This is a genomic window from Nostoc sp. (assembly GCF_035638895.1).
Lineage (GTDB): Bacteria > Cyanobacteriota > Cyanobacteriia > Cyanobacteriales > Nostocaceae > Nostoc.
The window spans coordinates 1-24,250 of sequence record NZ_DASQZC010000312.1 but is presented as its reverse complement, the minus strand read 5'-3'; the positions used below and the strand labels follow the sequence as shown (position 1 = coordinate 24,250).

The following is a 24,250-nucleotide window of genomic DNA, read 5'->3' as shown; positions in this document are numbered from 1 at the left end:
TTAAAGTATTCCCGTTACAAGAAGCTTTATTATCCTGCTTTGATGCATTTATAAAGGTTTAGCGCCTATTTTACAAATTAAATTCCTCACAGGAGTTTTAAATGTTAAAAAATTTGATTATATGAGATAGCATCATACCCCCCTCCTCGCTTGCGGGGAGGGGGTTGGGGGTGGGGTTCTTCAGGTTTAATAAGTAATCAAGCGAACATGATATGACGTTACCGACAACTGTAACGCCAAGCGCGAACATAATTTTGTATAAAAAACAATCCAACCGAATAAATTCGTTGTGAAAAATTGGTGGCTTGGTAAAATAAAGACGAAATCTGCACAACACTAGAAACTAACTCGTTCCCCAGGCTTTGCTAGTAACCCAGTAGACTGACCATTACCCACAAAAAATTAATTATGGGATGGAGCGTGAGTTTACACCCACTGCTAACCTCTAACCACACTTTAAGTATAAGTAAGCACCCTGTTGTCAGTAGGATCTAGAGACTGAAAAATCCCTAAGGCAATAGTTACCTTAAGATATTCGGCATTAGTACTATCAGTAGTAGTTAATGTTACGCAGTGGGATTAATCACAAATAAAAGCGACTGTTCGTCTACTTCTGGAAACTCAACTTCCAGAGTATAAGTTGGGTTAAGTTGTTCGCAACCTAACTCTACACTTAAGTATCCTGGAGTTGAAGATGTTGCCATTGCTAAAGTTCCACTTGTGCGAAGTGTCAAAGTTCCTTTAACAGGTAACTCAGCCTGAACAAGTAACTTCGTAATACCTACAGACTGATACTCTACTTTGATATTCAAATCACCGACAGTGGTTAGCCATTGTCTTTCCACCACTGGGCTAGCTGCTGAAAGTGGTAGAGTCAGATTTTCCAGCAGTTGTTTAGCTGCCAGCAACGACAAAGCCATTTGTTGACGCGGTTGTAAATCTGAATAATCGCTCTGAATATTGGGCATATCCAAAGTACTTACAGACCGATAGGTGCTTCTTAGCACCAATCCCGCGATATCATTTAGTGCTTGAGACTCGTTGGGAAAAAAGTTCTCCACCACTTGAACTAATTTTGCTCCCAGAGGCACTGAAGATGTCACCATTGATTGACATTTTTCCAGCAATTGCTGGAAAACTCTCTCCGGTAAAGGACGTGGCAGGTTCAGCTTCGACTGTTGTACCATCCACCCCCAGCTAGGAACGAGCGTCATTGACGGCTCATCAACACAATCGGGATAGTCGATTAATTGTGTTTCCCAAGGAAATAAAGGTGGGTGATCTTGGGCTTGGATTTGTAAGCGATTCTTAAGGACAGTTTGGAAACGATCTAGCACAGTAGGAATTTCTCCTAATTGAAAGGTCTGGGGCGTTCCTCCCAATTTTGGCTCACTGTTTTTGGAAGCAGTGGCTTCATTGTGGAGGTTTTTTACCCCGTCATTTTCCTCACATTCTACAGATTGGTCAGAATTTTTGACATCATCTGTCAATAACCAACCGAGACACTGAGATTGTAAGGATTCTGAGTCACTATTCATGAGTAGATGCACCTGATCCGGACACTAATGAGTTACGAATTTCCCAAGCTTGCTCAAGAATCTTAAACCATCGTTTTTGAAGTTGTGCCATTGACAGCCCTAAAGTTTTTGCGATTTTTTCATCGGCTTGTCCTTGTTGCTTCAACTCTAGTAAAGACCGTTGCTTATTGTCCAGCTGTGCTGTATATACTTGCCATTGCTGGGGAGTTAAGCCCAAATTGGTGTGTAAAGAAGCTTCTAGCCACTCGTGAACTAATTCCCAACGATGTAACAAGGCAAACCGAATCAAATGGTACTTGAAGCGCTGTTGTAAGTAATCTCTCTGACGAGGGGTTAAACCTAAAATTGACTCAATTTCCTGTGCTGAGAGATCCTGGAGGCGGAGGGAAAAGTAATCAGCACAGTCAGATTGTTGTCGTTCTTCGAGATAATTCATTAATTCTGTAACTACAACGGAACGCAAGGTATCTTCTTCAGGTTCGGGTTCGGCTTGCGTTGCCATTGTGGAGCGTAATTGATGCACTGCTGGTTCTTCCCAACAACCATCGCCTTCATTATTGCTGCCTTCTGCGGCTTGTTCTATATCTACGCTGGTTTCTGGGGGCTGTTGTTGAGAAAAAGTTTGCGCCCGCAAGATAATTAGCTGCTGCTGACGGCCTGGTAAGGGAATGCGTCGTTTGCCGTAGCGCTCGGTAAATGCCATGTACTCGGACAATTCTAGAAGCGTCTGAGGGCGATAAGTAGCACCAAGTTGATTTTCTCGCCGGAAAGCGTTCAATGCCTCCAGATAAAAACTCTGTAAAAAATCTTCAATTATAGTCAGTCGCCCTTGATAACTCAATTGCTTCTGAGGCGGGTTAATGTATCGATAAATAATTGCACTCAAAGTACTGTGTAATTCTACCCTGCCCCGGTTTGAACCCAACTGATAGTACCTGAGACACTGTTGTAGCCGATGCCGAGCTAGGGTCATCGCCGAGCTTTCTACAGATCCAGAAGCTTGGATACGTTTGCTTTCCTGGCAAATCCGATAGACTTCGGTGGTAATACGTCTTGCTACATCGTGGCAATTCTGTTCCGAAGCTTTGGTTGATTGTTGAAACTCCCTGGACAGGAGTTGAAAGATCACCTCCACGCCTTTAGAATTTTCTCCCAGAATATTTGCAGATGGAATAGTTGCGGTTGCGGCTGAATTCATAGTCTCGGTTTTCAAAAGACCCTAAGTATTTAAATACAACCTGTACGACTGTGGGTGTTGGCTTTTTCGGTTTTACGTATAAGCTAAACGCAGACCAATCCTATATTGAGAATATGGCTGATTTTATTATTCCCAACTTCGATGGGATTGTTCACATTTTGATAGATGTTATTGCCATTACCCAGGAGCCGTATACAAGTCATTATGGATTTAGAAGCACAAATTCAATTGCTGATTGACAATGCACCCCGCGATGGTATAACACCAAATTTGATTGCAGCAATTGCTCCTGCTCTTAGAACGATCGCTCAAAAATTACGTCACTCCCAGTACTATATTCTCCAAAATTCAGAATCGAGCTGGGTTTTAACTACATTGAGCAATCTTACTAATCCAGGATTGGAAAAGCGCGTTGTTTACGCTTTTCCTACCATACAGGATGTCTCTCTAATTTCCCCTGCTGGGCTTGACCCTCAAATGCTAGCTAAAATTATCCCTGTCACCCATATTTTGTTCCAATTGGTGGCATTGGAACCCGTAGATAGTATCGTTTTTTTGGAGACGCCGGGTAAGACCACCCATACCATTGAAATTCGACGAACTGAACTAGAAAAACTCATGCAGAAACACTTACGACAGCAGCGATCGCCTAAACAGATACCCCCTGATATTGCATAGAAAAAACTTGGATGTAGGATTTTTTAGATACAATCCCACATCCAAAATTTTAAATCTCAAATTTGTTTGAAAAAGTTTTTGATTAAAATAAATTAATGCCAGTTACTAACCTTCTAGTTCTTTAAAGAAGCAAGCGATCGGCTTAATTTTTCGTCTAATCTAAAATTGGTTAACAAACAGTTATCAGTGAACATTTTTCAAATTTTAGCTGACAATTAAGCAAAATTTCTCCACCTAAGAACAGGTGGAAGGTTTCGCTTGGGGTCTAAAGTCCCCTAAAGTACCTGTTAACTGGTAAATGATTTAATAAAGGCGGCTCAGTGTGTACTCAGCTATATTAATCAATGCCTGGTGGGATTCTGAGGGTGGGAGAACTGCAAGATGTTCAATTGCTAGCTTCGCATGGTGAGCAGCTAATTCTCGCGCCTGCTGTATGCCTTGACTATCTTGAATTAGTGCTAGTGCTTGCTCTAAATCCCCTTCTTGAGCAAACTCTCGCTCAATTAGCACTTCCAAGGATGGTTTTTGGGCTAAAGCAAATAAAACGGGTGCAGTCAGATTACCACTTTTAAGATCCGACCCCACTGGTTTACCCAAGGTATCTGTTGTACTGGTGAAATCTAAAATGTCGTCAACAATTTGAAATGCTATACCAAAATGACGACCGTAGCTATATAGATGCTCAACAGTTTCTCGTGAAACTTCACTGAGTAACCCAGCAGCTTTAGAACTGTTGGCGATTAACGAAGCTGTTTTGTAATAACTCTTCTGAAGGTAAGTTTCAATAGAGATGCTAGCATCAAAACGATTCAGTCCCTGCTGGATCTCCCCAGTAGCTAGATCCATAATGACTTCTGAGAGGAGTTTCACTACCTCCAAATTGTCCAAATTTGCTAAATACCAGGACGATTGGGCAAAAAGAAAATCTCCTGCTAATATGGCAATGCGATTACCGAACAAACTATGAACGGTAGGAACGCCTCGCCTCACGTCTGATTCATCTACCACATCGTCATGTACCAAGCTAGCTGTGTGAATCATTTCTGTAATCTCAGCTAGGCGGCGATGACGCGGCGTGATGTCTTGTTCTAACATTGTTGCCCGCGATATTAGCAGGACAATTGCTGGTCTGATACGCTTTCCCCCAGCACCGAATAAATGTTCGGCTGCTGCAAACAGAATGGGGTGGCGATTTCCAACTAGCTGTTTTAGGTTATCTGCTAGTAGTCGCAGGTCTGCTTCCACAGGGGTAAACAGGGAGGTGGCTGGGGTCATGGATGGGCGGACTCTGACTTAGGTTACGAAAGTTTACATATCCTACACTCATTTTAAGATAACCCTGTGCCAGCGCAAAGTTTTCATCAGGTAATCCCATTTTCATGAGTCTATAGGTGATACCTAAGGGTAATAGTGTATTTGTCAATAAGGAATTATGCTTAATTTTTTGTAACTTAGGTTTAAAAATAACTTCAAACACGAGTTATAAGTACATGAGAATAAATATCAGCTTAAATTATATTAAGTAGTTTCTCGGTACACCTTTCTTGCCACAGTTCAAAACACAAGTTAAGCAATATTGCTTATTGACAAAATGGATTCAATTTAAATGAGTCGCCAACGAGTCAGACTAAATTTATTCAGGACTGAAGTGTAGCTACTCAAAAAATTTGAAATTTAGCAGTCGAATAGGCTCAAAATTTAAGGTCGTTGTGTTAGGCTAAAATATAGGAATTTTAAATTTTTCAGATATTCACACCCCAAAAGTAAGTCACCTAGTAGTTGATTTTACTGACTCGGTGATGTAAGTCTAAAATAATTAGTCGTAGTTTAAAATCAAGGAAATAATTCCTTTGATTTTTCCTACGATCCGGGAAACTCCTGGTTTGGAGCTATGCGATATCCCTATGGGAAGCCGCTACACGTCTTCAGCGCACGTTGAGCGCAAGCATTGCTCCTTTCACAGCAATATGATCAAAAATAAAGCAGATCAAGTAGACCGCAAAGAATCATAGTTTTAGATTGCTTTTTAGGAATCTAACTGCTGTGGGATCTATGGTCTGCAAGAAGTCGTATTAGCGAATAAATTATTTCTCTGTAGAGAGTTTTATCTCTATAGGCAATTTTACCATTATGAAGCTACAGCCATCAAGATGCAATTGCTTGGCTGAGGTTCTACTAATTTTATGGAACTTTATATTTATTTAGAAAGGTACTAGTAGAACAATGATTTACGGAAGTATACCTATGATGATTTTTATTTTAGCGTCTGGATATTTGTTCACAGTTTACTTGTTATTAGCACTGGCAAAACGAACAGGTACAAAGACTGTTCCGACAAGTTTCCCTTCATCTACCGAAGGAAAACACAAGCAGGAGATATCAGTAAGGGCAAAGGTAACTGAAGCAGTTAATAGTCAGTAGGGATTGGGCATGAGGCATTGGGCATTGAAAAGAGGCTCTAGGGGCGGGATGCTGCTCTTGCTGAGGGGAAAATTCTCCCTTGCTCCCTGCCCCCTGCCTCCTTCAATGGAGTTGAGAAATAGCGGTATCAGTGAAGCAAACCTCTTCAACCATTGGGGTATAGCCTAGCCACTGCACTCCCGACTGGGAAAACTGTTTCGGACAACCACTAACAGCGAAGCGAGTTGGCAGTGGGAGGTGAGTATTTTTTAAGCTTAATAAGTCTAACTCCTGGGCACAAGCTGCTACGACATGAACAGCTGGGTCAATCAGTTGGACATGGGAGGGGAGGAGCGATCGCAATACTGGTGTAAGGTGGGGATAATGGGTACAACCGTGAACTAAAGTGTCAATTTCCTGCTCTATTAAAGGCTTTAGGTAGGCTCTTGCTATTTCAGCAGTATAGGGGTCATGAATCCGGTTTTGCTCGATAAGTGGCACAAACTCTGGACATCCAACTTGCCAGACTTGAACTTCAGGAGCAATTTCGATTATTGCGTGCTTATAAGCATTACTCTTAGCCGTAGCGGGAGTGGCAATTACACCAATCCGCTTTCCTTGTTGCACCGCAGCTTTTGCACCCGGTAGGATTACTCCTAAAATGGGTATGTTGAATTCCTGACGCACGGTTTCTAGGGCTAGAGCAGAGCTGGTATTACAAGCCATAATTACCATTTTTACCTGCTGCTGTTGTAGCCAGGTAATAATTTCACGCGTGAATTGTAAAATTTCTGCTTGGGAACGAATTCCGTAAGGAAGTCTAGCTGTATCCCCAAAGTAAATAATTGATTCATTGGGGAGTTGCCGATATAGTTGTCGCAGTACTGTCAGTCCACCCACACCACTGTCAAAGATGCCAATTGGGGCACGTTGGGGTTCTTGCTCGGAAAAATTGTCAAGATTCGCTTCAAAGATCGAAGATGAATACACAGGCAGATATTAATTTAGGTTTTGGGATTTAAAATACAGAATTTAGCAGACAATCTCCAAATTGACCACTAAATTCTGGATGCCAAAGGAGTCTAAATACCACCTTTTAATTAGTAATTTTTACTATATTAATTAACGCTGTAAGTATTTTAGGATGCCACGAGCGATCGCTTCTGCCATCTGATTTTGATACTCTGGTGTTCCCAATCTGGGATTGTCTTCTCGACCACTCATATAACCTGTTTCTACTAAAATCGAGGGCATAGAGCTTTTTCTGAGAACGTAGAATCTGGCTTTGCGGGTTCCCCGGTCTTTGATTGTACCGATATTCTGGAGGATGCTATTGCGAACTGCTTCAGCCAGAGCATAACCGCTATCGTAATAATATACTTCTAACCCATTAACATCAGGACGATTCTCAACCGAATTAGCGTGAATGCTGACAAATGCAGTCGCATTAACTCGCTCGGCAATTTCTACCCGTCCCTGAAGTTCTACGAAAAAGTCAGCATCTCGTGTGAGTACTGCTTGTACACCATTTTGCTCTAAAATTGCTGCTACCCTTTTACCAATAGGCAAGATTACGTCCTTTTCTAAAAGTCCGCCCAGACCTGGGGCACCTGAGTCTTTTCCACCATGTCCTGGGTCAATCACAACTAGTAATTTCCCTCTGGGAACTGAGGGGCGAGGCTGTGGCTGGGAGATAGGACGGGGATTATCTGTGGGGTTTGGGAATTGACTTAGATTTGGCGATGGCAGAGGAGGTGTGACGCTACCAGAGCGTTGTAATTCTAAAGCCAAAAGCTCGTCGCCAACCTGATTGAGTTCCCCAATTTGTACTCCGGCTGCTGGTTGAATTAAGACGACGACAGTATTGGATTCTTGTGGTTGCAAACGGACTCGCAGGATAGGGCTATTAGCATTAAAAGTCGGCCCTGTAACTCTGGGAGCTAACCGAGCATTGTTGATGGTAATGCGGAACAGACCAGAAGTTCTATCCCAGCCTCCTGTAGCAGATAAAGCTTGGTCCCCTCTAATCAGCAGTTGTGTGCCATTACCAGCCAATTGCACAGACTGAATGGTAGCAGGTGAGGTGTTAGTAGATGGTATTGGGCGTGGACTATTACCTCCAGGCAACTGGGCAACGCCACGACTGGGCAGAACTAGAAAACCACCAATACTGCTAGTGGTTGCTCGCCAATTTTGACTATTTTCATCCACCTGTAAAGTTATGCGAACAACAGATGGGCTTGTTTGTAGTTGGCTGAACTGAATGCGATTGACACCATAGCGATTAATCGGCAAATCGCGCTGCCCTAGATTTGGTGATAAAGTAGCGCCAGCAATATCAATGTTAATTGCTTTCTGATCGTTGCTAGGATTTACCTGAATCTGAGGATTACCACCATTGGTGCGGATGAAAAAACCATCGCCTGTAACTTGTAAGTTCTCAATTTGAGTAACTCTGGCGGCAAGCATTCTGTTTTTCGGCGGATTGACAGGGTTTGCTGTCACCACGTTGTAAATATTTCTTGGAGGGAACAGTGGTGGAGATGTTTTCGGTGAAGTCTCTGTTGCTATAGCTTGTTCTTGTTGCCCCCCAGTATTTGAGGGGACATTTTCAGCTACTGGCGTAGGTAATTGTACCATCCAGCGATTGCCAGTTGTGCCAACAAATTGTACTCCTTTGGGGTCAAGAGTATAACCAGGAGTCAGTTCAACGACTATGCGCGTTGTTTGTTCGTCAAACTGCCCGACACGGATAGCGCGGATTGCACCGCCCACCTGTTGGGTTAACTGCGGACGCCCAAATGTGGTTCCTGGCAAATCAATTACCAAACGAGTGGGGTTAAAAATTAATTGTGCTTGGGGTTGAACATCCCCTAAAGTATTAATTTCCAGACGATTTTGGTTGGTATCAAAACGCCAAGATTGGAGTCTTGCGGCCATTGCCGGCGATGACAGCATGAAGATAGTTCCAATAGTACTGGATAGTAACCAGTGTAATTTCACAGTCCTTTCTCCTAATTCACATTCATGGGAGCCGTCAAAATCTCAACATATTGGCAAATCCTCACACCGTCACCGCGCACACTTGAGTTTTGCGCTGTTATTAAGACACAGCTAATGGCGTAAAATATAGCACGCTCCTCTGATTTTGCCATGCTATGAGCCTATATAAATTTGACTGTCAATTTTAGATTTTAGATTCCTAATTTTAAATTTTCTGATTTTTGGTTCATGGCGGAGTAACGCTTTGATACACTAACACCCCTTGTGGTGTGAAATCATTCCATTATCAAAAATTTAAAATTCTCAACCCCTATCCCTTTATCGGTGGGGTTAATCCAAAATCCAAAATCCAAAATCCAAAATTGCTTGGCTTGCAAATCATCAGATGACAATAACAAAGAAGCTACTCCTATCCCGCCGCAAAAATACTTAAATTGTTTACTACTAAATTGGATAAAAATGGTAAAGATTAGATGTATTTACTCAATAATTTCGACTAAATTACTTATCTTCTCTTTAGATACTGAAGAACGCCACGAGCGATCGCATCTGCCATTTGATTTTGATAAGCTGAGGTTCTGAGTTTAGCGTTATCATCTCGGCCAGTCAAATAACCTGTTTCTACGAGAATAGAAGGCATGGAACTTTTTCTGAGGACAAAAAATCTGGCTCGCCGTACTCCCCTATCTCTGACATTTACACTTTGGCGAATACTGTTATGGACAGTGCGAGCTAGACCCAAACCACTGTCGTAATAATACGTTTCTAAGCCACTGACATCCGAACGACCTGGCCCAACTGCATTAGCATGAATGCTAACAAAGACATCAGCATTTGCTCGCTCTGCTAATTGCACCCGTCCTGGAAGAGTAACGAAATAGTCGGAATCCCGTGTCATCACTACTTGTACGCCATTTTGCTGCAAAACCTGAGCTATTCTTTTGCTAATAGGCAAAATAACATCTTTTTCGCGTAGTCCCCCAAGACCTACTGCTCCAGGGTCTTTACCGCCATGTCCAGGGTCAATGAGGACTACTACTCGTCCATTGGCAAGCGGGCGTTGTGGTTGCCTTAGGGGCTGGGGATTGGGATTGTTTGGGTCTGGGAATGGCCCCCGGTTTGGCGGTGGTAGCCCAGGTAAAGCAAAGGGTGGTCTTCCGGGGAGGGCAACAACTCGTCGAGAACCTTGTATTGATACCAAAAGCTGGTCGCCGATTTGTTGAGGTTGCCCAAGTTGCACTCCGGCTGCTGGTTGAACTAAAACAACAACTGTGTTGGGTTGTTGGGGTTGCAGACGTACCCGGAGAATGGGGCTATTGGCAGTAAAAGTCGGGCCTGTGACTCTGGGAGCTAACTTAGCATTAGTAATTGTGACGCGGAACACACCCAAGGATCTATCCCAGGTTCCCGTGGCAGATAAAGTTTGGTCACCTCTAATTAACAGTTGTCTGCCATTATCAGCCAGTTGTACAGACTCAATTGTTGCTAGCGAGTTGTTGGCAGATGGTCTGCTGGGAAAGGAAGGTGGTTGTGACTGATTGTTAGAATTATTATTTCTAGGCAATCTGACAACGCGACTAGGTAGAACTACTAATCCACCAGTGTTACTATTAGTTGCTTGCCAGTCGGGGCCATTTTTATCTACTCGTAAAGTCAGACGAACGCCAGTAGGTTGGGTTTGTAGTTGGGTGAATTCGACGCGGCTAACACCATGTCTGTTAACAGGGATATTACTCTGTTGCGCCAGACGTGGTGATAAAGATGCGTCAGAGATATCCATGAAAATGGTAGCGCGATCGCGGCTGCGAATTACCCGAATCGGAGAATTACCACCACTGGTGCGGATGAACAACCCATCGCCTGTTACTTGTAAGCTCTCAACTTTAGTCGCCCCTTGGGTAGTAGTGGCAACCCTTGAAATCCTAGGTTGAGGCTCAGAGTCTGGGGTAACAACAGTGTAAGCACTTCTGGGAGATAAAGTGGGAGAAGAAGCTACTCTATCCACTTCTGGTCTAGGTAATTGCACCGTCCAGCGATCGCCAGTTGTACCTACAAATTGCACTCGTTTGGGGTCTAAAGTATAGCCAGGAGTCAGTTCCACAACTATACGGGTTGTTTCTGTATCAAACTGTCCAACCCGGATCGAGCGAATTCCACCGCCCACCTGTTGGGTTAGCTGCGGACGCCCAAATGTAGTTCCTGGCAAATCAATTACCAGCCGAGTCGGGTTGAAAATTAGTTGTGCCTGGGGTTGAACTGCTCCTACAGTATTAATTTCCAGCCTGTTTTGATTGGCATCAAAGCGCCAAGATTCAAGTCTCGCAGCCATTACCGGCGACGATAGCATGAAGATAGTTCCAATAGTGCTGGGTAGTAACCAGTGTAATTTCACAGTTCTTTCTCCTAATTCACGTTCATGGGAGCCGTCAATGAAGAGGCAGGGAGAAGGGGGCAGGGAGCAGGGGGAAATCCTCCCATCAAGAACTGCTGTGGAATGAAGGGAGAATCGGTCTGAGTCCCCCACTTCTATTGAGTAGTTCTCGTATCCCTACGGGGAAGCAAGCTACAGGTGGGGTCAAATCCCCTTTCTGTCCTATCTCCCCTGCTCCCTCCTCCCTTGCCTCTTGTTCAATCTCTCAACTCATTGGTAAATCATCAGACCGTCACCACCTAAACTTGACCTTTGATGCCTTTTTTGATTTTTTAAAATGGTATAAAGACGCGCTTAAATCAGTTAGCAGGTTTCATATTGGGACTAAATCCCCATCTGAAGTTCTCCACCTTCAGAGGTAGGAACTTTGACTCCCAAGGAAGTTAGAAAACTAATAACTGATAACCGTTCACTGATAACTGTTTTTTGTTTTTCGCCATCAATGTACTAAATAGATAGTTCCCATTCCTGTCAGATGATCTAGCAAAATTTATGGGTGTTACTCCCCAATTACCTGGAAAATATTCAAATAAAGGCTCACAAGCCAAGGGAGACTAGAAATAAATAACATTCCAAATGCTGGTAGAAATTATAAACAGACGATTATTCTACAATCAGACGGGACGGAAATTTAGGGAGAGAAGTTTCCACTGCATAATCGCAAAATCTTCAAAGTACGGTGATAGTACTGAATTCAGAGTCCTAAGTTCTGAGCGAAAATCACTCAGAACTCAGTAAGAATTTACCCAAGACTTTGATTAGCGATCGCTAGATTCTGGGGTTACTTCCAAATTGCCACTGTCATTTGATGCTGGCACTCTTGACTGAGGCGGTTCAATTACCAACGAGGTTCCAGAGGAACCATCTAAAATCAGTTGGTCTGAGCCTGAATCCACAGTTTTTGGATCTGGAAATACAAATCGTAACAAAGGAGGGGCTAAAAAGGTTGTCAAGATAACCATCATGATAATTGCTGCCCCTAATGGTTTCGAGAGAGCGCCACTGGCTGCACCGACACCAGCAAATACTAATCCGACTTCCCCTCTAGGAATCATCCCCACACCGATCGCTAAACGGTTGATTTCCGGTTGACCAAACACGCTTAAGCCTGTGATTACTTTACCGAGAATGGCTACTATGATCAGGAAAGTTGCCATAATTAAACCTTCTCGATTATCGGGAATTGCTGGGTTTAAAACTCCCAAATCGGTTTTTGCCCCAACAGTCACAAAGAAAATTGGCACTAACATATCGGCAATGGGATAGACTTGCGTTTGCAGTTCTTTGCGCTTATCTGTCTCCTCTAGAACTAAACCCGCCGCAAAAGCTCCTAGAATTGCTTCTAAGTGGATTACGGCGGCAAGGTATGCCATAGCAAAAGCGAAGATGAATGCTGGTATTACTAGTCCACCGCGTGTTTTGAGTTTATCAGCGATCGCTACAAAGGACTTGTTGAAAACATTCCCTAGTAGAATTGCTCCCAAAATAAAACCAGTGGCGCTGATAATCAGATAAATCACTTTGCTGACATCCACCACGCCATCTTTAGCTAGGCTGGCAACTACCGCTAAAACGATGATTCCCAAAACGTCGTCTATTACGGCAGCACCCAAAATAATCTGCCCTTCTTTAGAATTGAGTCGCCCCAACTCTGACAGCACCTTGGAAGTAATACCAATACTAGTAGCAGTTAAAGCCGCCCCGGCAAAAATTGCGGGTATGGCAGCAATACCAAATAAAGTCATCAGCCCCACAGTACCAGCAGCAAAGGGTACTACTACCCCCACTATTGCGACGACGGTGGCTTGGATACCAACTGCCATTAAATCTTTTAAGTTCGATTCCAAGCCGATTTCAAACAGTAGGATGATCACACCCAATTCTGCCAAAACCGAAATGACCTCAGACTGCGCTGCAAATACGGCTGGAGTGGCTTCAGGCGTTAAACCAGCAGTGATTTGAAGGAAGGACATGATCAAAGAGTTAGAACTGTCTGTGCCGCCTTCTGGAAACACCAAAAGGTGAAAAACAGAGATGCCAACTACCACACCACCTACGAGTTCGCCTAAGACAGGCGGTAAACCCACTTGGTTTGATAACTCTCCACCAACTTTGCTGGCGAGATAAACGACTACTAAGCTTAGTAACACTGCTGCTACTACCATTGAACTGTCTGCGGCTTCTGTTGCACTAGCCAGCAGAGGAAAAGAGAAGTTGATTGGATCTAACAAATGCATGGGTTCTCTGAAAATCCTTCTCTTTGATTTTGACGCGTTTCTGAAAAACGTCTATCTATTTCCTCTGTGGCGTACTAGTGTAATTTTTTAGTTTCCAAAAATGTAACCATTTCAGCTTTTAACTATGGCAGTGTCAAAGTAAGAACATACAAATTGTATCTAGCGATCGCACTTAAGTTGTGAAAAACTTGTGGTAACTGTTGACTCTCAACAGCCACCACAATATTGCTACATACGTTTATTAAAAACATCTGTGGATACTTTGAGGAGTGCAAATCTTATGACCAGAGCCGCTTTATCCGGTTCTCAGTTTCCTAATGGAAAGCTGTGGAAAATGCTGCCTTTAGCAATGCTTTTATGTGTAACTTTTACACTACCTACATTTGCACAAGAAAAAGAGAAATTGTGGCGAACCCTCAGTGTCAGTGGTCGCGGAGTAGAAACAATTCCTACAACCCTAGCGCAAGTCAATTTAGGAGTGGAGATTCAGGGGAAAACAGCCCAGGAGGTACAGCAAGAAGCCGCCCGGAGGTCATCGGCTGTAGTTGCGTTCCTCAAGAGCCAAAATGTCGAAAAATTACAAACTACTGGTATCCAGCTTAATCCAGTTTACAGCTACACCAATAATGTGCAGAGGATTACAGGCTATGCTGCCAATAACACCGTAAGTTTTCGCATTCCTAACGAAAAAGCTGATACATTATTGGATAATGCAGTGAAAGCGGGTGCAACACAAATTAATGGTATTAGTTTTGTTGCTAATGATGAAGCGATCGCGGCTGCTCAAAAGCAAGCATTAAAAGAAGCTACCCAAGATGCCCAACAGCAAGCTGATGCTGTTTTCAGTGCCTTGGGTTTTAAACCCAAAGAAGTGGTGGGCATTCAAGTTAATAATGCCAGTGCGCCTCCACCACCAATGTTTTTAAGGGCTGAAGCTTCAAAGTTAGCCAACGCCGACGCTTCCACCCCTGTGGTTGGTGGTGAGCAGCAAGTAGAAGCATCGGTGACATTGCAAATTAGTTATTAGTCATTAGTCATTGGTCATTAGCATTACTAAAAACTAATGACCAATGCCCAATGCCCAATTAAAAATGTTCTGAAGACATATCTCCTGAACCGCCCTCTCCATCACGCTTAGAGCCTAATAAATCTAGTTGGTCTACTCTAATAATTGGTGTTGAACGGTTTGCTCCCGTTTGGCGATCGCTCCATGTGTCAAACTTCAAGGAACCCTTTATCCCAATTAAGCTTCCCTTACGCACATAATTACCTGCTACCTCAGCCGTCTTATCCCATAATTCCAGAGTGAACCAGTCAGGTTCATCACTGTTGCGCGATCGCCTTTTTACAGCTAGCGTCAATCTACACTTAACACTACCAGATTCAAAATATTTTATATCAGGGTCGCTACCTACACGACCAACAAGGGTGACAATATTGATACTCATGTGCGTTACCTTTTAGTACATGCGTACTTAGTAATTTAGACTTTCATCATAGCGAATTGTGAAAGACTTGAAAATAATGTGTTAAACAGTTAACAATATAGTTGACTTGAAAAATTATACATATTACTTGGAGAAACACATAAAACTATACGGATATACTAAATTAACCAGAGAATATCAAAACATACATAGCTGAGACATCGTAAATATTCCTGGGAATCATATAAAAATATAGTCTAGTTTACTGAACTCAGGATATAAACATAATCAAATGAACTCTACCGTTGTAGTCAAGAAGTATCGTACATAGGGGGCTTATAAACGCGTGGGTATTTTTAGAAACTTTCGCACATCATGGGATATGGGTATCGACCTCGGTACCGCAAACACCCTGGTTTATGTATCAGGTAAAGGTATTGTACTGCAAGAGCCTTCTGTAGTTGCTATCGATGTCAACGAAAAGGTAGCACTGGCAGTAGGAGAAGAAGCCAAAAAAATGCTCGGCCGTACACCTGGAAACGTGATTGCTCTTCGCCCCTTGCGCGATGGTGTAATCGCTGATTTCGATATAGCCGAGCTGATGCTGAAAAGCTTTATTCAGCGTGTAAATGAAGGTAGGTCTTTGATTTTACCCCGGATTGTCATTGGCATTCCCAGTGGTGTCACAGGAGTAGAAAGACGAGCTGTGATGGATGCAGCTCACCAAGCAGGAGCAAGAAAAGTTTATTTAATCGATGAACCTGTAGCTGCTGCCATTGGTGCAGGACTACCTGTTGCTGAACCCACTGGCAACATGATCATTGATATTGGTGGTGGTACAACAGAAGTTGCAGTGCTAAGTCTTCAAGGTACAGTGATCAGCGAATCAGTACGCATTGCTGGCGATGAACTGACTGAATCGATCATTCAGTATATTAAGAAAGTTCATAACTTAGTCATTGGTGAACGCACTGCCGAGGACATCAAGATTCGGCTCGGTTCTGCCTATCCTACTAATGATGATAATGACGCCATGATGGAAATCCGAGGCTTACACCTACTTTCTGGTCTTCCGCGAACTGTAACAATCAAAGCCCCAGAAATCCGTGAAAGTATGTTGGAACCGTTATCAGTAATCATAGAAGCTGTGAAGCGGACATTGGAACGTACACCTCCAGAACTGGCAGCAGACATTATTGACAGAGGTATTATGTTAGCTGGTGGTGGGGCTTTGCTCAAAGGCATAGACACCTTAATTAGCCATGAAACAGGGATTGTGACCCATATTGCCGCCGATCCTCTCTGCTGTGTTGTGCTAGGAACAGGTCGTGTGTTAGAAAACTTTAAACAGTTAGAACGAGTTGTTACTGAAAGCTCTCGCAATATGTAGCAAAAAAATATCAGACTTGAGTTCTATTTGAGTTCTATTTGGGTTTTATATAAATAGAATCCAAGTAGAACTTAATTTTTTAAGTATATGAAGGTATATTATGGTTACAATACGGCGTTGGTGGGATCATAAAGGATTACAAATCGGGTTGTTAGCTTTAGTAGTTGGTAGTGCTTGGATATTGCGACAAACTCAAGGTGAACTGGTGCTTGAAACATACCAGGCAATTACCCGTCCGTTAGAGATGTTGCAGTCAGGGCCAACTCCAGAAGAACGTCTCAGAGATGCGCGGATATTGGAATTGCAAACCCGTATAGTAGATTTGGAAAGTCAAAAGACCAAGCTACAAGATTTATTAGGCTATGTGGAAAAAGAGGCATTGGCATCACGGCCAATTCCAGCGCGGGTAGTAGGACGTAGTGCTGACCAGTGGTGGCAACAAGTTACCCTGAATCGCGGTGCGAATGCAGGGATTCAAGAAGGCTTCATAGTCAAGGCTGAAGGCGGATTAGTGGGTTTGGTGCAAAGTGTAACTCCCAATACTAGCCGCGTGTTGTTAATCAGCGATCTCAAAAGTCAAGTGGGTGTATCAGTTAGCCGCACAGCAGCTAAAGGTGTTTTGCGAGGAGATTCTTCAGCAGAAGCTGTGCTGGAATTTTATGAAAAAGTCCCAAATGTTAAAGTAGGAGATTTAGTTTCCACATCTACTTATAGTCAAAAATTTCCATCTGGTTTGGCTGTAGGACGAATCAAGTCGCTGGATTTAAAGAAACTTCCCGCATCAGTAGCGAAAATTGAGCTTTTTCCACCAATCCGCTCTCTCGATTGGGTAGCTGTTTATCCAAAGCCAGAAAACCAAGAGTCGGAAACCCAATCGGTAAAGCAAGCGCCGAAAAAGTCTAAGTAAATTCTTCAAAAAAATCCATAGAAAAATGAAGATTCCTGCATTTGGTGGTAGCAGGCAGAAAAAGCCAAAATCATCACAGCGAAAATCGAAATTCCGAATCCAGCCACTTTCTCGTTGGCATCCCGGTGTACGTCAGTTGTTGGGTTGGATTGTGACGGCTAGTTCTGTACTCTTATGTTTACTATTATTGCCAACCCGCTTGCCGGGTATGGAATTATTGGGAATTGCCCCTAACTGGCTGTTAATTTGGGTGGTAGCTTGGAGTGTGAAGCGCACGGTGTTTGCCGGAGCATTGGCAGGTATAGTTCTGGGGCTACTTCAAGATTCAATGACCTCACCCAACCCAACTCATGCCCTCAGTTTAGGTATAGTGGGAATTTTAACTGCTCTGCTCCAGAAGCAGCGTTTTATCGAAGAAGATTTTATTTCGATTGCTGTAATTGTCTTTGTTATGGCAGTTTTGGCAGAAACTATTTTTGGCTTGCAATTAACTTTGATGGGGAATGAGCGCAAGGTAATAGATATTTGGACATATTACCAGCGTGTCGCCTTAGCCTCTGCCATTCTTAGTAGTTTGTGGGCGCCTGTGGTTTATTATCCGCTAAATCTTTGGTGGCAACGGATAAAATTATTGGAACAATAGTCAAAGGATTTTGGATTTTAAATTTTAGATTAACCCCGATAATCAAACAACACCCTATCATGGTAGTTAGTAGCACTTATGTGTGATACTTTCTTTTTTGCCTTAAAAAAATATCAGGTAAGTCATCTCCTGATTTACTTACGGCAAAATGTTGAAGCTTTCACTAAGTAATCTAATTGGAGAACGCTAATGTCGAAAGAAAGAAAAAGTAATAAAGAGGTTAAAAAACCTAAAAAAGATCCCAAAGACAAAAAGGAGAAAAACGACTCAAATAAATAGAAATATTTAGGTAAATAGCTTTAGCGAAGACCAAGAGTTGGATTTTTTTAATTGACAATACTTCGTCCAGTAGGATTGGGTAGGAGAAGTTATTGTCAACAATCTATTCACCCTTGGTCAAGCCTCAAAATTTCATAATTTAGGTTAGTGCGTGCGATTGCAACTAAATTAGGCAGGAGTAAACTTCAACGAAACCCCATTCATGCAATAGCGCTTGCCTGTGGGTGCAGGGCCGTCATCAAAAACATGACCCAGATGGCCACCACAGCGACTACAATGCACTTCAGTTCTGGTCATAAACAACGACCGATCTACAGTAGTAGCGATCGCACCTTCAATCGGGTTAAAGAAGCTAGGCCAGCCAGTACCACTGTTAAATTTGGTATCAGAGGTAAACAGTGGCAGTTCACACGCAGCACAATAATAAGTACCATTGTCGTATTCCTTATCCAATGGGCTGGTGTGGGGGCGTTCAGTCCCATGTTTACGCAATACCTTAAACTGTTCTGGCGTTAAAATCGTGCGCCACTCTTCTTCAGGTTTAGTAATTTCAAATCCGCTATTAGAAGTTGTCATCGCTTCTGACCCCCAATTGATATACCTTGATAACAATGCTGTGCCGACTATTACTGCACTAGCCTGTAAAAAATACCGTTTGTCCATATATCTATTATTTTCTATTTTCGGGTTCACTGGGCAATCAACTCTAGTACGGAATTCCCTACATTAATCACTATAATTAGCGATCGCTCTGAATTCACCCTGATAAACTGATTAAAATTAGCTAAGAAATAACAAAATAAAGCCACCGTATATTAATGGCAATGTGCTTTTTTGGTCAGGTTAGCAAGTATTTTAAATATAGGGCGTAAAAAAATAAACTAAATGAAAGCGATGTCTAACGACAAGCCGCAAGCCGTCTGCGCTTCTGATTTTGCATCTATCGTCGGCGAAGAAAATGCTGTTTGTCTTTGGGAAAATATAGAACTAAGTCAGCAAAAACGTATCCAACAGGCGATCGCTTCTGGAAATTCTCCCAGTTGTATCGTCTATCCCCGCACTCAAAAACAGTTAGCCGCAGTCATCGCTACAGCTTACACTAACAACTGGCGTGTCCTCCCCTGTGGTAGTGGCAGTAAACTTAGCTGGGGCGGTTTAGCTAAGGGCGTTGATGTTGTAGTTAGTACAGAGCGCATTAACCAACTCATTGAACACGCTGTTGGAGATTTGACTGTCACAGTAGAACCTGGGATGAAGTTCTCTGATTTGCAAGCACTTTTAGTAAAATCGCGGCAATTTCTCGCCCTTGACCCCACAGCACCAGAGTCAGCAACCATTGGCGGTATTGTTGCTACGGGTGATACAGGTTCTCTGCGACAACGTTATGGTAGTGTTCGCGACCAGTTACTAGGTATTACCTTTGTTCGTGCTGATGGACAAATCGCTAAAGCTGGGGGAAGAGTAGTTAAAAATGTTGCCGGATATGACTTGATGAAGTTGCTTACTGGGTCTTATGGCACATTAGGCTTTATTAGTCAACTAACTTTTCGCGTGTATCCGCTAGCAGAGGCATCGGGAACGGTGGTGCTAACGGGTAGTGCAGAGGCTGTATCCCAAGCAGCTGATATCCTTCGAGGTTCGGGGTTAACACCAGTTCAGGCTGATTTGCTATCAACGAAATTGGTGTCTAGTTTAGGTTTGGGTCAAGGGGTAGGATTAATTGCCCGCTTTCAAAGTATTAGTGAGAGTGTTAAGGAACAGTCAAACCGAGTTTTGGAAGTTGGGCAAAAGTTGGGCTTAGATGGAGCAATTTTTGCCGAGGGTGATGAGGCTAATCTATGGCAGAGATTGCAAGAACGAATACAAACTACTGCTACAGAATCAGTAATTACTTGCAAAATAGGAGTATTACCTACTGCTGCTGTGGAGATTTTGACTCAGGTAGAGTTGGGTTTAATTCATATAAGTAGTGGTTTGGGTTTGTTACAATTAGAAGATAAAAATCAAGTTTTGAAAGTGCGCGATGAGCTACGCTCCGCTAAAAGCGATCGCACTCAAGCGAGTAGTGGTTTTTTAACAATTCTGGAAGCGCCAGTGGCGGTTAAAGAACAAATAGATGTTTGGGGTTACACGGGGAATGCTTTGCCGTTGATGCGCCGTATTAAGGAACAGTTTGATAGTAAGAATATTTTAAGTCCTGGGCGGTTTGTGGGTGGGATTTAGTTTTTACTAACCGCAGAGACACAGAGAACGCTGAGATAGAGAGGGGAAAGGGAGAAATATGCAAGTTTCAGAAAATTCTGTTAATAATACGGCTAGTTTAAAGAATTTGCAGGGGTTTGATGTTAATCATCCGCCTGATCCAAAGTTGATTGATAGCTGTGTACATTGTGGATTTTGTCTTTCGACTTGTCCGAGTTATCGAGTGCTTGGCAAGGAGATGGATTCTCCTAGAGGACGCATCTATTTAATGGATGCAATTAATGAGGGTGAAATTGCCCTAAATACGGCAACTGTAGAACATTTTGATTCTTGTTTAGGGTGTCTTGCTTGTGTGAGTACTTGTCCTTCTGGTGTGCAGTATGACAAATTAATTTCTGCAACTCGTCATCAAGTTGAACGAAATTATCCTCGCAGTTTACCAGATCAATTTTTTCGTCAACTGATATTTTCTTTGTTTCCTTATCCCAACCTTTTACGGGTTTTATTAGTTCCGTTGTTGGTTTATCAAAAGTTGGGGTTTGCAAAATTCTTTCGCGCTACGGGTTTACTTAATAAAATATCGCCTCGTTTGGCAGCAATGGAATCTATTCTGCCAGAAATTACTCTCAAATCTTTTCAGGATAACTTGCCTACTGTTATTCGCGCCCAAGGTGAGAAGCGCTACCGAGTTGGGATGATTTTGGGTTGCGTCCAACGGCTGTTTTTCTCTCCAGTTAATGAAGCAACCGTGAGAGTTTTAACAGCTAATGGTTGTGAAGTTGTAATTCCCAAATCTCAAGGTTGTTGTGCGGCGCTTCCCGAACACCAAGGACAAACAGAACAGGCGAAAGCTTTAGCAAGGCAGATGATTGATAGTTTTGCCAACACCGATGTAGATTTCGTGATTATCAATGCTGCTGGTTGTGGTCATACTTTGAAAGAATACGGTCACATTTTAGAAAGTGACCCAGAATATCGAGAAAAGGCAAAGGATTTTGCGGCTAAGGTTAAAGATGCTCAAGAATTTTTGGCAACTGTTGGGTTAACAGCGAAACTATCGCCACTGACTGATAAACCCTTGAATTTAGTTTATCAAGATGCTTGTCATTTATTGCATGGACAAAAGATTAGCGTGCAACCGCGTCAGATATTGCGGCAAATTCCAGGGGTAAAGTTGAGAGAACCGATAGATGCAGCTTTATGTTGTGGCAGTGCTGGGGTTTATAATATGCTGCAACCGGAAGTTTCTGAAGAATTGGGTCGGCAAAAAGTGCAAAATTTATTGAATACGGGTGCTGAATTAATTGCTTCTGCTAATCCGGGGTGTACTTTGCAGATTACAAAGCATTTGCAGTTACAAGGTAAGAAGATTTCAGTTATTCACCCAATGGAGTTGTTAGATTATTCGATTCGCGGTGAAAAGTTGGAATTGTAGGAATTTATTGTGGGGTGGACATCTTGTCCGCCCTTGGTTGTAGGCGGGTGAGACACCCACCCCACAAGAAAAGTTAGATATTTTAATCAGTCAATCTAAAGAAGCTTTTTCCGAAATAGCGGCTTTATCGTCTGTATAATCACTGAAATGGGCAAGAGTGTCAGCCTAATTTTGGGTGATTTGTGATGAAACTAGATTTAGTCAGGTTTTTTCAAGCTTGCAACCCCAGTAAGACTCTGGTTGTGAGCAAACCGGAGGATAGACAATATTATATTGATTTCTCTAAAGTGCGTGGTGCCAAGATTATTGAAGAATTAGGGCGAACTATTACTCGTCTTTCACCTGAGCAGGCCACTTGTCAATTGTTTACAGGACATATCGGCTGTGGCAAGTCTACTGAATTACTGCGACTCAAAACAGAGTTAGAACAGCAGGGATTTCATGTGGTTTATTTTGAGTCTAGCCAAAGCCTGGATATGGCTGATATTGATGTTACAGATATTTTACTAGCGATCGCTCGTGAAGTGAGTCAAAGTCTAGAAGCAATAAAAATTAATCTGAAACCAGGATACTTTAAAAATCTATTTACGGAAATTTCAGAGTTTTTGCAAACGCCGTTAGATATTGGGGTTGAGGCTGAGTTATCTGTAGGTATTGCCAAGATTACCGCCAAAACTAAAGATAGTCCCAAACTTCGCGGACAGTTACGCCAATATTTAGAACCGCGTACCAATGGCATTTTAGAATCAATCAACAAAGAATTGCTCAAGCCTGCTATAGAAAAACTGAAGCAGCAAGGTAAAAAAGGACTGGTGGTAATTATAGATAATCTCGACCGAGTGGATAATTCTTTAAAGCCTTCCGGTCATTACCAGCCAGAATATCTCTTTGTCGAACGCGGTGAACAGTTAAACCAGCTAAATTGTCATGTTGTTTATACTATTCCGTTAGTATTGATTTTTTCCAACGCTTTGGGAAGGTTAACAAATCGCTTTGGCGCAGACCCCAAGGTTTTGCCGATGGTTCCTGTGCAACTACAAGATGGTTCACAATTTTCACAAGGAATCACGCTGCTGCAACAGATGATTATGACCAGGGCTTTTCCTGGTGTCAGTTGGGAACAAAGCCAGCATTTAATTACTGAGGTTTTTGATAGTGCTGATAGTTTAGAGAGACTTTGCCGAGTTAGCGGCGGTCATTTGCGTAACTTGTTGATGCTGTTGTTTCGCTGTCTTCAGCAAGAAGACCCACCTTTGTCGCGGGAGTGTGTGGATAGGGTGATTAAACAACGCCGCAATGAGCTAACTTTGGCAATTACGCCCGATGAATGGCAATTACTGCGTGAGGTGGCGCAAGAGAAAAGCTTGAGAGGTCATGAAAGATATGAACTTTTGCTCCGCAGTATGTTTGTATTTGAATACCGGGATGAGGATGGTTCTTGGTTTGATATCAATCCGATTTTGGCTGAAGCCAAGGAATTTAGGTTATAAATCGGCTGTAGGGCGTAGAGTTTTAAGCTCTTACATGTGATGTATTTTCTAAAATGGCACAACATTAATGGTGTCAGCAAGTGCGGGAGCTACATCAACAAGTGCGGGAGCTACATCAACAAGTGCGGGAGCTATATCAACAAGTGCGGGAGCCATATCAACAAGTCCGGGAGCCATATCAACAAGTCCGGGAGCCGTGTCAGTTGTCATCTTCACAACTACGGCTTTTTACAACTAGCAGAAATCGTCCATCGTCCTTTCTGCCTCCTGCCTCAAAACCCGTAGCTTTGTACTTCATGCAAAAGAAAACTGCTATAGGACTAATATTTGATTTCTGAAAAAGCTCGGTACAGACCGAAAAGCCTAATTCCTAATCCCCTATTCCCCACTCCCCACTCCCCACTCCCCGCCCACGTAGATAGTTTCAAAAATCAAAAACGATTTCTATATATGTTATGAGTAATCAGCGAGAGCCAGAAAATTTAGCCTTTGACAATGAACGTTCATTGCAAACTCTGGTGCGAACAATTACCCTTTCTCAGGGGGAGTTTTCGCTGATTTTGCTGCGCTGTAACTATGCTGATTTACGTCAGCGCATGGTAGAACGCCTGCACCAATTATCTCCTGTACACATTCACGAAATTACTTTACCTGCATCAGTCAAAACGCTTTACACAAATATACGCGAACAACTGGGAGATGAACAGCCACTTACATTAATGATTTTTGGTTTGGAGTCAGTTAAAGATATTGATACAGTTCTGACTTCAGCTAACCAAGTACGGGAGGAGTTTAGAAAGAATTTTCCGTTTCCGATATTGTTGTGGGTTAATGATTCACTTCTGCAAAAATTTATTCGATTAGCTACTGATTTAGAGAATTGGGCAACTATCATCGAGTTTGAAAACCCTACTGATGAGTTAGTCAATTTCCTCCAGCAAAAAAGTGATGAAATCTTTGCAGGTGATATTACACCCAATCCCCAAATGTGC

General features: G+C 42.7%; 20 protein-coding genes and 1 pseudogene. 10 read left to right on the top strand and 11 right to left on the bottom strand.

Annotated features, from left to right (window positions below; translation table 11 throughout):
* Window positions 1-566 precede the first annotated feature (566 nt).
* Window positions 567-1,538 (bottom strand): PatU, encoded by a 972-nt coding sequence (locus VE944_RS15240; RefSeq protein WP_324978376.1) that lies wholly within the window; start codon window positions 1,536-1,538, stop codon window positions 567-569.
* Window positions 1,531-2,736 carry a heterocyst differentiation protein HetZ gene (hetZ, locus tag VE944_RS15235; protein WP_229554061.1) on the bottom strand — a complete coding sequence of 402 codons (1,206 nt, stop codon included), beginning with the start codon at window positions 2,734-2,736 and terminating at the stop codon, window positions 1,531-1,533. Before hetZ ends, VE944_RS15240 begins: the two co-directional genes overlap by 8 nt.
* A 204-nt stretch (window positions 2,737-2,940) precedes the next feature.
* On the opposite strand from hetZ, the gene VE944_RS15230 reads away from it, so the two are divergent.
* On the top strand, window positions 2,941-3,414 hold the full coding sequence (locus VE944_RS15230) for a hypothetical protein (RefSeq protein ID WP_324978374.1): 474 nt from the start codon (window positions 2,941-2,943) through the stop codon (window positions 3,412-3,414).
* Between the two features lie 303 nt (window positions 3,415-3,717).
* Here VE944_RS15230 and sds read toward each other — a convergent pair whose 3' ends face one another.
* Entirely contained in the window at window positions 3,718-4,689 is a 972-nt protein-coding gene (gene sds / locus VE944_RS15225; RefSeq protein ID WP_118163220.1) for a solanesyl diphosphate synthase, read from the bottom strand.
* A 948-nt stretch (window positions 4,690-5,637) separates the two neighbouring features.
* Between sds and VE944_RS15220 the strand changes: the two genes are divergently transcribed.
* Window positions 5,638-5,835 (top strand): hypothetical protein, encoded by a 198-nt coding sequence (locus VE944_RS15220; protein ID WP_229483934.1) that lies wholly within the window; start codon window positions 5,638-5,640, stop codon window positions 5,833-5,835.
* Window positions 5,836-5,937: 102 nt separating this feature from the next.
* Here VE944_RS15220 and murI read toward each other — a convergent pair whose 3' ends face one another.
* From murI to VE944_RS15195, 5 genes are all read right to left on the bottom strand, one after another.
* Window positions 5,938-6,804 carry a glutamate racemase gene (murI, locus tag VE944_RS15215; protein ID WP_324978368.1) on the bottom strand — a complete coding sequence of 289 codons (867 nt, stop codon included), beginning with the start codon at window positions 6,802-6,804 and terminating at the stop codon, window positions 5,938-5,940.
* A gap of 132 nt (window positions 6,805-6,936) precedes the next feature.
* A complete protein-coding gene (locus VE944_RS15210) occupies window positions 6,937-8,817 on the bottom strand; it encodes an N-acetylmuramoyl-L-alanine amidase (RefSeq protein WP_324978366.1) in 1,881 nt (626 codons plus the stop codon).
* Between the two features lie 505 nt (window positions 8,818-9,322).
* Complete coding sequence (locus VE944_RS15205; RefSeq protein ID WP_324978364.1) at window positions 9,323-11,209, bottom strand: N-acetylmuramoyl-L-alanine amidase; 1,887 nt, start codon at window positions 11,207-11,209, stop codon at window positions 9,323-9,325.
* A 797-nt stretch (window positions 11,210-12,006) separates the two neighbouring features.
* The gene (locus VE944_RS15200) at window positions 12,007-13,485 is read right to left on the bottom strand and encodes a cation:proton antiporter (RefSeq protein ID WP_324978362.1); all 1,479 of its coding nucleotides are present in this window, start codon (window positions 13,483-13,485) and stop codon (window positions 12,007-12,009) included.
* Window positions 13,486-13,607: 122 nt separating this feature from the next.
* A complete protein-coding gene (locus VE944_RS15195; protein ID WP_324978361.1) occupies window positions 13,608-13,736 on the bottom strand; it encodes a hypothetical protein in 129 nt (42 codons plus the stop codon).
* 29 nt (window positions 13,737-13,765) lie between these two features.
* Here VE944_RS15195 and VE944_RS15190 point away from each other — a divergent pair, with 29 nt between their 5' ends.
* Complete coding sequence (locus VE944_RS15190) at window positions 13,766-14,512, top strand: SIMPL domain-containing protein (RefSeq protein ID WP_324978359.1); 747 nt, start codon at window positions 13,766-13,768, stop codon at window positions 14,510-14,512.
* Window positions 14,513-14,570: 58 nt separating this feature from the next.
* Here VE944_RS15190 and VE944_RS15185 read toward each other — a convergent pair whose 3' ends face one another.
* A complete protein-coding gene (locus VE944_RS15185; RefSeq protein WP_324978357.1) occupies window positions 14,571-14,933 on the bottom strand; it encodes a single-stranded DNA-binding protein in 363 nt (120 codons plus the stop codon).
* 361 nt (window positions 14,934-15,294) lie between these two features.
* On the opposite strand from VE944_RS15185, the gene VE944_RS15180 reads away from it, so the two are divergent.
* From VE944_RS15180 to mreD, 3 genes are all read left to right on the top strand, one after another.
* Window positions 15,295-16,302 (top strand): rod shape-determining protein, encoded by a 1,008-nt coding sequence (locus VE944_RS15180; protein WP_229554105.1) that lies wholly within the window; start codon window positions 15,295-15,297, stop codon window positions 16,300-16,302.
* Between the two features lie 100 nt (window positions 16,303-16,402).
* On the top strand, window positions 16,403-17,209 hold the full coding sequence (mreC, locus tag VE944_RS15175; protein WP_324978355.1) for a rod shape-determining protein MreC: 807 nt from the start codon (window positions 16,403-16,405) through the stop codon (window positions 17,207-17,209).
* A gap of 25 nt (window positions 17,210-17,234) precedes the next feature.
* Entirely contained in the window at window positions 17,235-17,852 is a 618-nt protein-coding gene (gene mreD, locus VE944_RS15170) for a rod shape-determining protein MreD (protein WP_324978353.1), read from the top strand.
* Between the two features lie 447 nt (window positions 17,853-18,299).
* On the opposite strand, the gene msrB is transcribed toward mreD, so the two are convergent.
* Window positions 18,300-18,794: a peptide-methionine (R)-S-oxide reductase MsrB gene (gene msrB / locus VE944_RS15165; protein WP_324978351.1), complete on the bottom strand. Its 495-nt coding sequence runs from the start codon at window positions 18,792-18,794 to the stop codon at window positions 18,300-18,302.
* A 222-nt stretch (window positions 18,795-19,016) separates the two neighbouring features.
* On the opposite strand from msrB, the gene VE944_RS15160 reads away from it, so the two are divergent.
* From VE944_RS15160 to VE944_RS15150, 3 genes are all read left to right on the top strand, one after another.
* A complete protein-coding gene (locus tag VE944_RS15160) occupies window positions 19,017-20,354 on the top strand; it encodes an FAD-binding oxidoreductase (protein ID WP_324978349.1) in 1,338 nt (445 codons plus the stop codon).
* A 58-nt stretch (window positions 20,355-20,412) separates the two neighbouring features.
* Window positions 20,413-21,768 carry a (Fe-S)-binding protein gene (locus VE944_RS15155; RefSeq protein ID WP_324978348.1) on the top strand — a complete coding sequence of 452 codons (1,356 nt, stop codon included), beginning with the start codon at window positions 20,413-20,415 and terminating at the stop codon, window positions 21,766-21,768.
* A gap of 185 nt (window positions 21,769-21,953) precedes the next feature.
* Window positions 21,954-23,258 (top strand): P-loop NTPase fold protein, encoded by a 1,305-nt coding sequence (locus tag VE944_RS15150; RefSeq protein WP_324978346.1) that lies wholly within the window; start codon window positions 21,954-21,956, stop codon window positions 23,256-23,258.
* A 48-nt stretch (window positions 23,259-23,306) separates the two neighbouring features.
* On the opposite strand, the gene VE944_RS15145 is transcribed toward VE944_RS15150, so the two are convergent.
* Window positions 23,307-23,468 (bottom strand): hypothetical protein, encoded by a 162-nt coding sequence (locus VE944_RS15145; RefSeq protein WP_324978344.1) that lies wholly within the window; start codon window positions 23,466-23,468, stop codon window positions 23,307-23,309.
* Between the two features lie 245 nt (window positions 23,469-23,713).
* Between VE944_RS15145 and VE944_RS15140 the strand changes: the two are divergent.
* Window positions 23,714-24,250, top strand: a pseudogene (locus VE944_RS15140) (hypothetical protein); the annotation flags it as partial.

What these genes read in the sequence shown, in the direction of transcription:
- VE944_RS15240 (WP_324978376.1), bottom strand. Translation starts at nt 1,538, where the DNA reads ATGAATAGTGACTCAGAATCCTTACAATCTCAGTGTCTCGGTTGGTTA.
- hetZ (WP_229554061.1), bottom strand. Translation starts at nt 2,736, where the DNA reads ATGAATTCAGCCGCAACCGCAACTATTCCATCTGCAAATATTCTGGGA.
- VE944_RS15230 (WP_324978374.1), top strand. Translation starts at nt 2,941, where the DNA reads ATGGATTTAGAAGCACAAATTCAATTGCTGATTGACAATGCACCCCGC.
- sds (WP_118163220.1), bottom strand. Translation starts at nt 4,689, where the DNA reads ATGACCCCAGCCACCTCCCTGTTTACCCCTGTGGAAGCAGACCTGCGA.
- VE944_RS15220 (WP_229483934.1), top strand. Translation starts at nt 5,638, where the DNA reads ATGATTTACGGAAGTATACCTATGATGATTTTTATTTTAGCGTCTGGA.
- VE944_RS15200 (WP_324978362.1), bottom strand. Translation starts at nt 13,485, where the DNA reads ATGCATTTGTTAGATCCAATCAACTTCTCTTTTCCTCTGCTGGCTAGT.
- VE944_RS15195 (WP_324978361.1), bottom strand. Translation starts at nt 13,736, where the DNA reads ATGTTTTTAATAAACGTATGTAGCAATATTGTGGTGGCTGTTGAGAGT.
- VE944_RS15190 (WP_324978359.1), top strand. Translation starts at nt 13,766, where the DNA reads ATGACCAGAGCCGCTTTATCCGGTTCTCAGTTTCCTAATGGAAAGCTG.
- VE944_RS15185 (WP_324978357.1), bottom strand. Translation starts at nt 14,933, where the DNA reads ATGAGTATCAATATTGTCACCCTTGTTGGTCGTGTAGGTAGCGACCCT.
- VE944_RS15180 (WP_229554105.1), top strand. Translation starts at nt 15,295, where the DNA reads ATGGGTATCGACCTCGGTACCGCAAACACCCTGGTTTATGTATCAGGT.
- mreC (WP_324978355.1), top strand. Translation starts at nt 16,403, where the DNA reads ATGGTTACAATACGGCGTTGGTGGGATCATAAAGGATTACAAATCGGG.
- mreD (WP_324978353.1), top strand. Translation starts at nt 17,235, where the DNA reads ATGAAGATTCCTGCATTTGGTGGTAGCAGGCAGAAAAAGCCAAAATCA.
- msrB (WP_324978351.1), bottom strand. Translation starts at nt 18,794, where the DNA reads ATGGACAAACGGTATTTTTTACAGGCTAGTGCAGTAATAGTCGGCACA.
- VE944_RS15160 (WP_324978349.1), top strand. Translation starts at nt 19,017, where the DNA reads ATGAAAGCGATGTCTAACGACAAGCCGCAAGCCGTCTGCGCTTCTGAT.
- VE944_RS15155 (WP_324978348.1), top strand. Translation starts at nt 20,413, where the DNA reads ATGCAAGTTTCAGAAAATTCTGTTAATAATACGGCTAGTTTAAAGAAT.
- VE944_RS15150 (WP_324978346.1), top strand. Translation starts at nt 21,954, where the DNA reads ATGAAACTAGATTTAGTCAGGTTTTTTCAAGCTTGCAACCCCAGTAAG.
- VE944_RS15145 (WP_324978344.1), bottom strand. Translation starts at nt 23,468, where the DNA reads ATGACAACTGACACGGCTCCCGGACTTGTTGATATGGCTCCCGGACTT.